We start from the raw sequence: 14,261 nt of genomic DNA, 5'->3' as shown, positions 1-14,261 counted from the left end.
TTCATCTCTTTCCAGATAACCATTTTTTTCTTTTATCTAAATATAAATTTCTTATTTCTGTTAATATATCCTGATATTCTTTATCTTTAAAGTTTTGATAAGAATGATCAAATGCCTTCCATTGTTCATACACATACATAAGAGTTATTTCTGCATATATGCCTTTAGATAAATATATTCTATTACCCCAAGGTTTTGTACTTGCTAAAACAAATTGCATATGATGTATATACCCTACATCTAAATTTACTTTTCTTTTTCCATCTACAGCGTATTTAGATTCAATATTATTTGTTATGGTTTTTGCTTCAGCCAAAAAACCCGGAGAATAAAGATTTTTAAAGCTGATCATTCGAGCTTTTATTTTTACATTTTGACCCATTTCTAAATTGTAATAATATGTATATTTTTGAAAATCAAGTTCATCAGAAATATAATCTATTTCTCCAAAATGCTTTTTTAATTCCTCCAAAACATTTTCATGATATAACCAATAATCAGTATTTCCAGCTGAAAAAAAATGAATAACATAATTTACTCTATCAATATCTTTAATTTTTCCCATTTTTAACCACCACCTCAAAATTCTTCAATTTAACCTTATAAATTTTTTCAAAAGACTTTATTATTACTGTACCTAAATTATCTGTAATAATAATCTTTTCATTTTCATTTAAAAACATATTTTTTTTCTCATGGGGTTTCATTTTAACTCCATTAATATGAATAACATTGTCACTATCATTTTCAATTTCTATAGGCAATTTTCTCATAGAAGCTACAGTAATCAAATCTGATGATTCATTGATAATTTTAATTGTGAAAAGAGTAGAAAGCAATATTAATATAATTGCAATTATTATATATAATCTATATTGATTCATTTAATTCACTCACTTTTTTATTTAAATATTCTTTTTCGTTTTGAATCTTATTATCTAGTTTTTTCATTTTTATTTCATTTAATATTTCACCTATTAGTTTCCCTTTAATCCCTAATTTAATTAAATCTTTACCATCAATATTCAATTTAAAATCGCTCATTTTTATTAAATATCCTTTGTATTTTTGAATTAAATTATCATTAATATGTCCAGCAACCACAATAAGGAGTTCATTATCAAATCCATTAAGTATCTTATAAAAGTCCGAATATTCAGAATCACTTTTTAATTTATTTAATTCAAATATGGAACTTTCCAATTTATTAATATTATTCAAAAACTTCTTTGGCAACCCATATCTTTCAAAAGAATATATCATAGCTTGTTCATTTTCAAAAAGCAAGTAAGAATATAAAAATAAATGAAATAATTTTACTTTAAACGTATATTCTGGAACTCTCTCTTTAATCCAAGAATAAAATTCTAGTATTTTTTTAAATTTAATGGATTTTTCTTTTTTATATTTTGAATAGAGAAATAAATGATCTAAGATTTGAAGATTTCCCATTTCGTCTATAGATTCTATAATATTTCTTTCATTAAGTATTTTCTCAAATTCCTCTCTTAATCTCATACCTGTAACTTTTTCTATATAGTTATTTCTAACAGCACTTTTTAATAATTCTAACGTTCTATCTTCTATATTAAAATTAAATCTTTTTTTAAATCTTATAGCTCTTAAAATTCTAGTAGGATCTTCTATAAAACTTAAATTATATAATATCCTAATAATTCCTCTATCTAAATCCTTTTTACAACCAAAAAAGTCTAATAAAACTCCAAACTCTTCACTATTAATTTTTATAGCCATTGCATTAATTGAAAAATCTCGTCTATATAAATCTTTTTTTATTGTACTTAATTCGATCTTTGGTAAATCTGCAGGTTTTTCATAATATTCTGTTCTTGCTGTAGCAATATCTATTCTAAATCCATCTTTAAAAAATAAAGATCCTGTATGAAACTCACTATGTTCTACAAAGGTTGTTCTTAAATTTTTTGATGCATACTTGGCATATTTTAGTCCATCACCCTCAACCACTATATCTATGTCAAAATTTTTCCTTCCTAATAATAAATCTCTTACAAACCCACCAACTACGTACACTGACATATTCAACTCGCTACCATATACTCCAAGTAACCTTAAAAGATTCATGTATTTCACAGGTATTACTTCAGTCATTTTTTTTAATATATTATATTTATGTAATTCTTCTTTATAATCAATTATTATTTGTGGTCTTGATTTGTGAAATATTTTACCTTTTATTAAATCTGATCTTGTGATAATACCGATTAATATATTATTATTATCTATTACTAAAACTCTTCCTATACCATTTTCAATCATTATATGTCTTATTTTTTCTATAGAATCCTCTGGAGAAACTGATATAATATTTTTTGTAATTATTTCCTTTACTGGATTTTTACCGATACCATGGTTTATTGCTTTTTCAATATCTTTTTTTGTCACAATACCAATTAATTCATCTTTTTCTATTACTGGAAATCCATTATGTCCAGTTTGTATCATTATTCTGTAAACTTTTTCAATTGGTTCGTTAGACAAAATTGTTCGTACTGGAGATGACATAATATCTTTAGCTTTTAATAATGGAATATAAAATTCTCTAATTTCATTAATAATTTTTTCTATTAACTTATCAATATTTTTTTCTTTTATTGTAAAAGAATATATTTTAGAATCTCCTTCACCATTAAAAGAATTAAATACTTCATTCATATTTATCTGATCTAAAAATGAAAATCCATAAACAGTTATATAATTATCATTGTTATTAAATAATATCAACACATCACATAATGATCTTTCTTTTATTATTTTATAGATATCATTAAAATTTATATTAACATTTATATTTAATGTTGAAAAATATATTTTCAAATCATCGATTTTTATTATTTTTGAATTTTCTAAAATTTTATTAATAATATTCATAAAATCACACTCTTCTCAAAAAAATAGAACAAATTAATAACTTTTTACATCTAAATATTTAGTAAAACAAAAAGTGAAGTGATGACTATGATTAATTTAAAAATAAATCCAGATATTGTGAATCCTTTACTTGGATATAAATTAGATCCAGGAGAGCCTGGTATTGCTTCGTCTGCTCCAGCATCTTTAAGCATTATAAGAGTATTACAACAAGAAACTGGAAATTTATTAGCTTTTAAAAAAGAAGCACTTCAAAATGGAGGCTATGTTGTATATAGCAAAATTTCGCTTGATATGCAAAAAAGAGGCGCATTCTTAGCCGCTGTGGCAGGCAAAACACAGGTTCAAATTATTTATAAAAATAAAAATACTAACATTAGAAACAAGAAAAATCAAAATAATAATATTGATAACAATGTTGATAAAAATAAAGATCAAAAGATTAAAAAATTAGAAATGTTAATAGATAGATTAAAAAACTATTTAATTTCAGAAAAAGATAATAAAATAAAATCCGAATTAGAAAATAAAATAAAAATTCTAGAAACCCAGTTACTGCTGTTGAAATTGGGAAATGCTGTTTCAAATCAAAATGATGAAATACTTGGAATGATTTTCACCGCTTATTTTTGATCTTTCTTTTTCTGAATATCATCAAATTGTTTTTCCAAATCATCTAAATCAATATTTACTTTCTTATACACTGACTCTTCTTTAGAATGTGATGGTTTTTCCTTAACTTTTTCCATAGCTTTTAAAACTTCTGTTAATACCTCTGCTCTCATTTGAAATGTATAAGTTTCAAGCTCTGAAAAAATTCTACCCTTTTCTGTTACAACATATTTAGGATGAAGGTTATTCAAAGCTAAAGCTATAACATCTGCTCTACATCTATCACATACACACATATCTACATTTGGCATACTAAACATTTCGTTTGTAATATCTTCTACTAAATGCTCCATAACATTAAAAATATGGTATTTTTCTATAATCATATCATTCACCTTCCTTTAAATAGATGGATAATTTTATATCACCATAATTATATTCTTTATTTAATATTATATCATCATATTTGCTTTCCAGCAATTCCCTTTTTGAATGTTCTACAACTATTATTGAATTTTCATCATACAATTTTTTATTATTGGCGATTCTTTTTAATGCTTCATTTGCCAATCCCATTTGAAACGGCGGATCCATAAAAATTAAATCATATTTATTTGTTATCTTCTCAATGCTTTTTCTAAAGTCAGAACAAATTAGTTTTATCTTATTCTTTAGACCCAATTTAGATGCATTTTTTATTATGGTAGAACACGCTTTTTTAGAGGTTTCAATAATTGTAGAATGATTTGCACCAGAACTTAGAAATTCAAAAGATACAGATCCGGAACCGCCAAAAATTTCTAATGTATTCATTTCTGCTACATCAATTATATTTAATAATGCTCTTCTAACATTAGCAGGAGTATATCTTGTTCTTTTATCAGGAACAATATCTATTTTTCTTCCTTTTAATTTGCCATTCTCAATAGACAACATAATTATTATCACCTACGCATCCAACATTTTAATATTTTTACCATAACGTCTATATATTTCGGTTTTTAAATGATGGTATTTTTTAAGTTCTGGATCTTCAGATAAAATTTTATATGCATCTTTTCTCGCTCTTTCTATTAATTCTGGATCCTTTAGTATGTCTATAAATTTAAAATCTGGTAATCCGTGTTGTTCTGTTCCGAAAAATTTTCCTGGTCCTCTCCACTCTAAATCTATTTCTGAAACTTCAAAACCACTCGTGGTATCTGCAAATTTTCTAATTTTTTCACGAGTTACACTTGAAACATTATCACCTACTATTAAAAAACAATAAGATTGTTTTTTACTCCTACCAACTCTACCTCTTAATTGATGTAATTGAGATAATCCAAACCTATCAGCATGTTCTATAACCATCACCGTTGCGTCAGGCACATCTACTCCAACCTCTATTACTGTTGTAGATACTAATACTTTGAACTCTTTATTAACAAATTTTTCCATAATATCATTTTTTTCATCTGGTGTCATTTTCCCATGAAGTAATCCTACACCATAATTTCCATAACGTTTTTTTAAAACTTCATACATTTCTGTTGCCGCTTTAAGATCAAAAACTTCAGATTCTTCTATTAAAGGATAAACAAAAAAAGCTTGATTATCATTTTTTAATTCTTTTTCGATAAAGTTATATATTTCATTTATTTTATTTTCCTTTACTAAAACAGTTTTTACTTTCTTTCTTCCAGCCGGCATCTCTGTTATAATAGAAACATCTAAATCACCATATAATGTCATTGCTAAAGTTCTGGGAATAGGGGTTGCAGTCATAAATAAAATATCAGGCATTTTACCTTTATTAATAAGAGCCAAACGTTGTTTAACTCCAAATCTATGTTGTTCATCTATAACAACTAACCCCAAATTATTAAAAATAACATCATTTTGAATAACTGCATGTGTGCCTATTAATATATCTATATCGTTACTTAATAATCTTTCTTTTATTTTCCTTTTTTCTGATTTTTTTGTCTCTCCTAATAATATTTCTACCTCTATTCCTATTTTTTTCATATCTTTCTTTATTTTTCTATATTGTTGTTTTGCTAAAACTGAAGTAGGAACCATTATAGCGCCTTGATATCCACTCTCATAATTATCAATTAATGCTAATTCAGATACAACAGTTTTACCAGATCCCACATCACCTTGAAGAAGTCGATTCATTGGAATATTCTTTTTCATATCTTCTCTAATTTCTTCAAAAACCTTTATTTGTGATTTAGTTAATTTAAATGGCAATAATGATATAAATTTTTTCGTTAATTCACCTTTAATATTTTTTGATATTCCTTCTTTTGATTGAATTTTCTGTTTTTGAATTAAAACTGAAAATTCAAATAAAAAAATTTCCTCATATTTTAATGTTCTTTTTGACATTTCTAAATGATAATAACTTTTTGGAAAATGCATTCCTTTTATTCTTTTAGGAAAAGAAATAAAGTCATACTTTTCTATAATATTTTGAGGCAAAAATTCTTTAACACTATGAGAATATTGTATTGTTTCAGAAAATATTGTTCTCATATTATTTTGATACAAACCTCTTTTTAATGGATAAATTGGTAAAATACCTGTTTTTACTTCTTTAATTGAAGAAATTATTTGAAAATCTGGGTTTTTCATTTGTTTTTTTCCAAATTCAACTTCTATTGTCCCATATACTGCAACATTCATCCCAATTTGTAAAAATTTTTTTATATACTCTTGATTAAACCATGTTAGTACTATAACAGAATTTTGACTATCTTCTAAAACATATGAAATTATTTTCAAATTACCTATTTTCTTCTCTTCATAACTTAGAGCTTTTCCAACAATTAAACAATTTTGCCCATGAAAACATTCGGATATATTTTTTATTTCCCGTCTGTCTTCATATCCCCTAGGAAAATAATAAAACGTATCCTCTATATTGTTAATTCCCAGTTCCCTTATAATTGTAGCTCTTTTTTTACCAACACCTTTTATAAATTTTATATCTGTTTTTAAAGGTAAATCTTTATAAGGAATTTCAGGTTCATCTATTAAATACTTCCTTTTGAGCTTATTAATTAATTCAAATCCTTGTTTAATTCTCTTTAATCTTCTATTATCTGATAAGTTTTTTAATGGCTTATAATATGCTAAAAAGGAGCCTATATCTTTTTTAAGCCCCTCTTCTTTTTCAATAATATTTACATTCTTCTTACAAAAATTATATATTTCAAGAAAAAAATTGTTAGTTTCTATCTTATTCTTTAAAGCTTTTTCAAAAAATTCCTCAAGATCAATAAAAAAATCCTCCAAATGCATTATAACGGATTTTCCTCCCCATATACTGCCAAACCAAATACTTCTGGACCAGAATGACAAGCTACAGTTGGCCATATTCTACCTTCAACCAATTCATAATCATAATTAAGTTTTTCAAACTTTTCCATAAACATTTCAAAAACATGGTCTTCTTGCACTTTATTATTATCAAAGCCATGGACTTTATATATTTTTATATTATATGGTTTATTTTTTATAAATTCAAATGCATTATCAGCCATTACTTTATAAGCCTTATTTATACCCCTCACTTTTGTTAAAGGTGTTATTTCAGCATCTTCAACAGTTAAAACAGGAACTATTTTCATTAAAGTTCCAGCTAAGCCTGCTGCTTTACCAATCCTCCCATTTTTTATAAGATATTTTAATGTTGGTACAGTAAATTCCATAAATGTATTCTCTATAATCTTTGGTACTTTACTTTCCACCTCTTCAAAAATTCTACCTTCATCTTCTAATAACTCCACTATTCTTCTTGCAACCAAAGACGCGCCGATAGATACCATTTTAGTATCTATTATCTTCACATCAACATTTAACATATTTTTAGCCATTTGTGCGGTATTAAACAACCCTGACATTTTCGATGAAAAATGAATATCAACAATTTCTTCATAACCTTTTTCCAGTAGGCTTTCATAAATATTCATTATTTCTTTTAAAGATGGTTGAGCAGTATGAATATCATCAGCACTTTTTACTAATGAATAAAATTTTTCATGATCTAAATCTACACCATCTGTAAATTCTTTACCATCAATATATACCTTCATACCCATAAAATATAAATTATATTTTTCAATCCATTCTTTGGTAGGAGAACATCCAGAATCAACTATGATTGCTCTTTTCATTATTTTTCCTCCTCAACTATTATATCATTACCTTCTCTCTTAAAAATTAACCCATTTAATTCAACTTCATTAATTTCTTTGTGATTATTCATATAAATAATTAATTTATCATAAAACCTTGTTTTCATATAAACATCAAAAATATTATATTTAGATTCTAATTCATTCATATTTCGTATTTTTAAATAAAAATAAAAAGTTATTGAATTTAATAAAATAATTATTATTAATAAAAAAACTGCTATTTTCATTTTTCTAAAAATTTATACGTTCTAATAAAATCTTGCACTCTATCTTTATATCTATAATCAGGATGTTTTTCTAACAAATCTACATAATAATTATATACATTTTTATAATTTTCCACAACAGACTTCGATAATTTTTCTGCCAAATCATTTCTTTCTACATTTTTTAAATGGAAATATAAAGATTCAAAGAAATCAAATGATTTATCTGGTATTCCTCTAAATTTTAAAGCCATATAATAATCTGCTTTAGCTTCCTTTTTTGATATTTCTATTATATTATCGATAGTTTTTTCATATCCAAGATATTTATAAAAATTAAACATTATTTTCATGTATTCGGTATAAACATCTTCCCATTCTGGGAATCTATTCCAACCACCTGGTAAAATTTCTATAGTTTTATTATACCAATGTACGAAATCATTATAATACATATTCTTTAATTTATCAATTTCAGTTTTTACCTTTTCATCATTTTTAAAATATTCTTCTAAATTATTCAAATTTTGAAAAATTAATACATTTAATTTCGCTATTAATCTATAAGCATTTTTTTCATTAAAAGAAGTATAATTGCTTTCTAATTGGTCAATTTCATCTTGAACAGATTGAATATATGCAAGTGCCTGCAATAACTCATAATTATTTTTATCTTTTAAAAGCTCATATAATCCTTTTATATTATCTCTAATTTGAACCCTGTTATAAGGCATCAAATCAATAGCTCCTTTAAATTTATTTAGCATATGTGAATATTCAGGTGTTTTCATATCCATATATTTTTCTAAATTTTTATAATCCAACTCCATTAATCTGTAAGGAGTTTTGGCAAATAATTGTGCTAAATAAAATCCAGATTTCCCAAAAGCTGTATTAGCATCTAATGATTTTAAAAAATATTCTTTAGCTTTTTTATATGATTCATATGCTTTATTTTCATAATCTTTTTGTGCTGTAATATATTTTTGTTTTTGTTCTTCCAATGTCTTAATATCATTTGATATTTTTTGAAAATTTGAAGAACCTGGAACTGCATATTTTTTTAATTCATTAATTTTTTCATCAATTTGTTTCAAAATATTAGGAATTTGATTTTTTACAACATTTTCATATGCATCAATTTTCATGTATTCAGTATTACCAATTTTAAAATAAACTTCAGAAGCTGTAGATTGTATTTTCAAATATGAAACTACAGCTCCAATTATAACAAAAATTATAAAAATTGTCTTTAATGTATTTTTTCTTAATTTTAAAATTCTTGTGCTACCGAATTGTTCTGATACTGCTACGGAAATAATAAAAAGAGCTGACATTATATTTGGATGCAAATGTAATGGGAATTCTGTAAACGAATGAATAGCAACTATTGTTAAACTCCATGCAAACAAATTAAACATCAAAATTTTATTAAATTCTGTCATTTTAAAAACTCTAATTAAAAATACTGTTATTAATCCTAGTAATAACAATATTACTGGAATAAATCCTAATAATCCCGTTTCTCCTAATACTTGTAAATAATCATTATGAGCCCTTTTAAAATTATTCCATGCATAATAAAATTTAGCTGGATTTTCTGCTTGAATATCAGCCATATATCTAACTGCATAAACTGGATATGTTGCTATTCCACCACCTATTAATCTATTTTCCGGATGATTACTATCCTTCCATTGTTCAACAGCTGCAAGCCAAGATAAAGTCCTTTCGTCCCAGGAAGAAACGGATGAAATAGCTTCGAATCTTTTTGAAGCTACAACCTCTCCACCTTTATTAAATGGTGATGGAATATTGAACATTATTAATAAAAAAACTATTGATAAAATTACTATTAATAAAGGTAATGCAAAATTCTTCGATTTAATATATTTTAAATCTTCTTTATTTTTATTCTTAATTAGTGTTAGTGAGAAAAATATCGAAAATATAATCATTCCAATGAAAAATGACAAATAAATAGAACGTGTTTGAGCAAATAATAATACCCAAAACATAACAAATACACTTATTAAAGAAAAGATTTTCTTTAACCAATTTGAATTTTTAGATAATGCAAAATAAATTCCTATTGGTATCATTTGTCCCATATAATCCGAAACAAAATTTGGATTACCTATGGTAGTTCTTAAAGTAATTCTCTGCGATGGATCTCCATACTTACCAAAAAAAATATCATATCCAAAAAATTTATTTAAAAGACCATCTATACCAATAATAAAGCCTGTTATTAAAAATATAAATAACGCAGACTCTATATATTCGAACTTTTTACCAAACCTATTAGTTAAAATATAAGAAACAAAAACAATCATTAAAATATAAAAAGAAACTTCAAAGGAATATCTAAAATAATATTTATTTTGTATTATTACACTAATTAATGAAACTATTGTAGCTAAACCAAACAATGTAAAATATATATGATTCAATGAGTATTTTATTGAATATTCTTCTTTTTGAATCTTTATGAAATAGTAAAAAAATATAAAAGTATAAAATACAGCAAAAACAAGATGTTTTTGAGTAGAATATTCATATACCCAACTTGGAACCATCAAAAAAGGTAAAAGCAAAAAAAATAATCCAGATACTATAATATCTTTAGGATATTTAAGAATTCCTTTCATAATAAACCTCCTTCAATTTTTGTTTTTCTTTCTATATTATCATACCACAAAAATTATATTTAGCAACATAAAAAATAAATAAAAATAGTATATAATTATATTAATAATAACATCAGAATAGAAGGATGGTATTTTCAAAAAACTAAAAAAAAACAAGATTCAGGAGGATAATTAAAAATATTTCTTTGAAGAGGAGGGATTTTATGAAAGAAAATAATCATATGATAAAACATAATAAGTCTATTAATATTTTAAAAACTGCTAAAGGTCAGGTAGAGGCTGTTATAAGAATGGTTGAAGATAATAGATATTGTATTGATATATCTAAACAAATATTGGCATCAATTGCATTACTTAAAAAAGCAAATAGTCGAATTTTAAAAGAACATTTAGAAACCTGTGTAAAAGAAGCTGCTTATTCTAAAGAAACATCTGAAATAGAAAATAAAATAAAGGAATTAGAAGATATTATTGAATACATTAACAAAACACTATAAATAAGTTAATTTTATAAGTTATTAAATTAATTAATATTTTGTACATGTGTCAAGAAATAAAAATAAATGTATATGGTAATATTTTTTTTCTGTTTAATAAGACTATTTTTAACAGAATTAAAGTATAATAATATTACCATAAAATAATAAATACCCGGAGGAGACAATCGTGATTATACCATTAAGTAGTTTAAAATTAGGCATGTCTGGAATAATTGTAAGACTAGATTTTAGTGATCCTATTAAAGAAAGATTTATATCGATGGGATTAATTCCAGGAAAAAAGATAACTTATGTTCATGAATCACCCTTTGGAGATCCTATGGTATTTAAAATAGAAGATAATAAAATTATGATAAGAAAAAATGAAGCAGAAAATATTTTTATTAATGTTACTGAAAAAATAATCTCATTAGATGAAACAACTCCTGGAATATATGAAGTATTTTTAATAAAAGGCGGAATACTATTAAGAAAAGAATTGGAAAATTTAAATATACATTGTGGTGAAAAAATTGAAGTATTAAATAACAAGTTTGGAAAGGTTACTATAAAGGCTAATGGCATAACATATACTTTTGGAAAAGGCCGTTCAAAAAAAATACTCTTAAAAAAATAAAAAGATGGTGAAATTATGATTACTGAAATAATAAACTTTATATCTGAAAAAAAAGAAAATATATCTACTGACGATATTAAAAGGAAATTTAATTTAAGTGAACAAGACTGGGATATTGTATACCCCTTTTTAATTTCTAACGGCATAAAAATAAATACTTTTGATTCAATGAACCTAAAATGTGAAGATTGCCCTATAAAAAATTTTTGCAATAAAAAAAGATGTGGAGGTTGATCAATGACTTTTGAAATAGCTATAATAGGTAATCCAAATGTTGGAAAAACATCTATTTTTAATATAATAACCGGTAGCAGACAGTATATAGCAAACTGGCCAGGAGTTACTGTAGAAAAAAAAGTGGGGTCCTTTTCATATAAAGGCCATCATTTTAAATTAGTAGATTTACCTGGAATATATACTTTATCTGCACAAAGCGATGATGAAAAAGTTGCAAGGGATTATTTAATAAACGAATCTCCAGATGCCGTTGTAGTAGTTGCTGACTCTTTAAATTTAGAAAGATCCGTTTATTTATTAATGCAAATATTAGAAATGAATTTACCTGTCATTTTAGCTATTAACTCCATAGATGAAGCTGAATCAAAGGGTAAAATTATTAATCCTTCATTTATTTCAAAAACGTTAAATATACCAGTTGTATTAACCTCAGCTAAAAAAAACATTGGTATTGGCGAATTACTAGATTCAATACATAAAACTGCAGAGAAAAAAATTATACCTATTAAAAATTTTAATTACACCAAAGAAATCAATAAATTCATTAATTACTTTTCTACTAAGGTTGAAAAATATGATATTTTAAATTCATATGATAAGAGATGGTTAGCCATTTATTATTTAGAATTTGGGGATAAAAACTTTCATTTTCCCAAAGAACTCATAGAAGAAATTAATTCTAGATTTGATATAAATAAGCTAAAATCAGAATTTATGAATTGGAAGTTTTCATTTATTAATTCGTTGATAAAAAGTTCTGTAGTAGAAGAAGGCAGAAGTTGGGCAATGAGAGATATTTTAGATCACGTAATGACACATAAAATATTAGGATTGTTAATTTATGTTGTTGCCTTATATTTTGTTTTTTCATTAACTTTTAATATTGCCAGTCCTTTATCAGACTTAATAGATATAGGCTTTAATTATATGGGAAATCTATTAAACGGAAAAATCTCTATACCCTGGCTAAACTCTTTAGTTATAGATGGAATTATAGGTGGTGTTGGAGGTGTTTTAATATTTCTACCTCAATTGTTTGTTTTATTCTTTTTTATGGGTTTTTTAGAAGAATCTGGTTATCTTCCTAGAGCTGCTTTTTTGGTAGACAAATTAGTTAGGAAATTTGGTCTTAGTGGTCGTTCATTTATGTCTATAATTTTAGGATTTGGTTGTAGTGTTCCAGCAATTATGTCCACAAAAACTATTGCAAATAAAAAGGAAAGAATGGCTTTAATATTGAGTATACCATTTGCTTCTTGTTCTGCAAGATTACCTGTTTATATTCTATTAATTAGTGCTTTTTTTAGTAAAAATGCTGCAACTATATTATTATTAGTATATATATCAAGTATTTTACTAGTTCTTTTATCAGCAAAAATATTGCAAGTTTTCTTTATCAAAGGTGAAGAAGTGCCTTTTACTATAGAATTACCAAGATTTAGGATGCCTACTCTTAGAAATTTAATCTTATATTCATGGAATAGAGGAAAACACTTTTTAGAAAAAGCTGGAGGAATTATATTAATTGCAACTATTTTTATTTGGCTATTATCCTATTTCCCAAATAATAATGATATTTCTCATTCTTATGCAGCTTATCTTGGAAAAATATTAGAACCTATTACATTGCATTTAGGTTGGAATTGGCAAACAAACATTTCATTAATTTTTGGAGCGGTTGCTAAAGAAGTAGTAGCTTCATCATACATGACTATTTTAAACGTCGGACAAGATGGTATAACATATGCCCTTCAAAATATATTAACTCCAAGATCATCTTTAGCTTTAATATTTTTTGTTTTATCTTATATTCCATGTTTTGCAACATTAAGTGTTATAAAACAAGAAACTAATAGTTGGAAATGGGTGTTTTTTGAATTATTCTATACTATTTCTGTTGCTTATATTTTAGCAAACTTCGTATATTGGATCGGAGGTATATTTTTATGAAAAACAAAAAAATATTGCTTATTATTATTGGAATAACCTCCTTAATAATGTCTATAATAAATTTTAATTATGATAGTTTTATATTTATCTCTTATTTAACTGTATCTTTAACTGCTTTTATTGGATTATGGGAAGATATTAAAAATATATGGTATCACCAATCCTCGCATATTATTGTTAGTGGAATAGTCTCACTTATTATTGGAATTTATGAATTATTAAAATATTTATTTTCATGGCTTGCAGTTTATACAAGTGACAAAAATATTCCTGAATTTAAAATAACAATATATTTATTTACTGTGTTTATGATTTATATTTTTATACGTGAAATTAATTATCTCAAAAATTATGGTAAAAACAAATAATAAAAAATAACAAAAAAACGG

General features: G+C 25.0%; 15 protein-coding genes. 6 read left to right on the top strand and 9 right to left on the bottom strand.

The window, feature by feature from the left end; translation table 11 throughout:
• Position 1: 1 nt before the first annotated feature.
• The 3 genes from ACZ5CK_RS04570 to ACZ5CK_RS04560 are packed head-to-tail and all read right to left on the bottom strand — an operon-like array spanning position 2 to position 2,910.
• Positions 2-565: a DUF4416 family protein gene (locus ACZ5CK_RS04570; RefSeq protein ID WP_464582718.1), complete on the bottom strand. Its 564-nt coding sequence runs from the start codon at positions 563-565 to the stop codon at positions 2-4.
• Positions 552-884 (bottom strand): hypothetical protein, encoded by a 333-nt coding sequence (locus tag ACZ5CK_RS04565; RefSeq protein WP_464582717.1) that lies wholly within the window; start codon positions 882-884, stop codon positions 552-554. Before ACZ5CK_RS04565 ends, ACZ5CK_RS04570 begins: the two co-directional genes overlap by 14 nt.
• Complete coding sequence (locus ACZ5CK_RS04560) at positions 871-2,910, bottom strand: CBS domain-containing protein (RefSeq protein ID WP_464582716.1); 2,040 nt, start codon at positions 2,908-2,910, stop codon at positions 871-873. The genes ACZ5CK_RS04565 and ACZ5CK_RS04560 overlap by 14 nt, the downstream gene beginning before the upstream one ends.
• A gap of 87 nt (positions 2,911-2,997) precedes the next feature.
• Here ACZ5CK_RS04560 and ACZ5CK_RS04555 point away from each other — a divergent pair, with 87 nt between their 5' ends.
• The gene (locus tag ACZ5CK_RS04555) at positions 2,998-3,543 is read left to right on the top strand and encodes a hypothetical protein (protein ID WP_464582715.1); all 546 of its coding nucleotides are present in this window, start codon (positions 2,998-3,000) and stop codon (positions 3,541-3,543) included.
• Here ACZ5CK_RS04555 and ACZ5CK_RS04550 read toward each other — a convergent pair.
• From ACZ5CK_RS04550 to ACZ5CK_RS04525, 6 genes are read right to left on the bottom strand one after another with little or no spacing between them, the layout of a single operon-like run.
• Positions 3,534-3,908: a late competence development ComFB family protein gene (locus tag ACZ5CK_RS04550; protein ID WP_464582714.1), complete on the bottom strand. Its 375-nt coding sequence runs from the start codon at positions 3,906-3,908 to the stop codon at positions 3,534-3,536. The two genes, ACZ5CK_RS04555 and ACZ5CK_RS04550, sit on opposite strands and share 10 nt — an antisense overlap.
• Position 3,909: 1 nt before the next feature.
• Entirely contained in the window at positions 3,910-4,458 is a 549-nt protein-coding gene (gene rsmD, locus ACZ5CK_RS04545; protein ID WP_464582713.1) for a 16S rRNA (guanine(966)-N(2))-methyltransferase RsmD, read from the bottom strand.
• 12 nt (positions 4,459-4,470) lie between these two features.
• Positions 4,471-6,888, bottom strand: coding sequence for an ATP-dependent DNA helicase RecG (recG, locus tag ACZ5CK_RS04540; protein ID WP_464582712.1), 2,418 nt, complete (start codon positions 6,886-6,888; stop codon positions 4,471-4,473).
• Positions 6,813-7,688: a DegV family protein gene (locus ACZ5CK_RS04535; protein ID WP_464582711.1), complete on the bottom strand. Its 876-nt coding sequence runs from the start codon at positions 7,686-7,688 to the stop codon at positions 6,813-6,815. Before ACZ5CK_RS04535 ends, recG begins: the two co-directional genes overlap by 76 nt.
• Entirely contained in the window at positions 7,688-7,939 is a 252-nt protein-coding gene (locus ACZ5CK_RS04530; RefSeq protein ID WP_464582710.1) for a hypothetical protein, read from the bottom strand. The genes ACZ5CK_RS04535 and ACZ5CK_RS04530 overlap by 1 nt, the downstream gene beginning before the upstream one ends.
• Positions 7,936-10,569: an O-antigen ligase family protein gene (locus ACZ5CK_RS04525; RefSeq protein ID WP_464582709.1), complete on the bottom strand. Its 2,634-nt coding sequence runs from the start codon at positions 10,567-10,569 to the stop codon at positions 7,936-7,938. Before ACZ5CK_RS04525 ends, ACZ5CK_RS04530 begins: the two co-directional genes overlap by 4 nt.
• Positions 10,570-10,772: 203 nt before the next feature.
• Here ACZ5CK_RS04525 and ACZ5CK_RS04520 point away from each other — a divergent pair, with 203 nt between their 5' ends.
• From ACZ5CK_RS04520 to ACZ5CK_RS04500, 5 genes are all read left to right on the top strand, one after another.
• Positions 10,773-11,066, top strand: a complete 294-nt coding sequence (locus tag ACZ5CK_RS04520) for a metal-sensing transcriptional repressor (protein WP_464582708.1) — start codon at positions 10,773-10,775, stop codon at positions 11,064-11,066.
• A gap of 169 nt (positions 11,067-11,235) precedes the next feature.
• Complete coding sequence (locus tag ACZ5CK_RS04515) at positions 11,236-11,685, top strand: FeoA family protein (protein WP_464582706.1); 450 nt, start codon at positions 11,236-11,238, stop codon at positions 11,683-11,685.
• Positions 11,686-11,700: 15 nt separating this feature from the next.
• On the top strand, positions 11,701-11,919 hold the full coding sequence (locus tag ACZ5CK_RS04510) for a hypothetical protein (protein WP_464582705.1): 219 nt from the start codon (positions 11,701-11,703) through the stop codon (positions 11,917-11,919).
• Positions 11,920-11,922: 3 nt separating this feature from the next.
• Positions 11,923-13,872, top strand: coding sequence for a ferrous iron transport protein B (feoB, locus tag ACZ5CK_RS04505; protein ID WP_464582704.1), 1,950 nt, complete (start codon positions 11,923-11,925; stop codon positions 13,870-13,872).
• Positions 13,869-14,240 (top strand): hypothetical protein, encoded by a 372-nt coding sequence (locus ACZ5CK_RS04500; protein ID WP_464582703.1) that lies wholly within the window; start codon positions 13,869-13,871, stop codon positions 14,238-14,240. Before feoB ends, ACZ5CK_RS04500 begins: the two co-directional genes overlap by 4 nt.
• Positions 14,241-14,261 lie beyond the last annotated feature (21 nt).

Source organism: Marinitoga okinawensis, from assembly GCF_055387075.1.
This window is presented reverse-complemented; position numbering and strand designations above follow the sequence as displayed.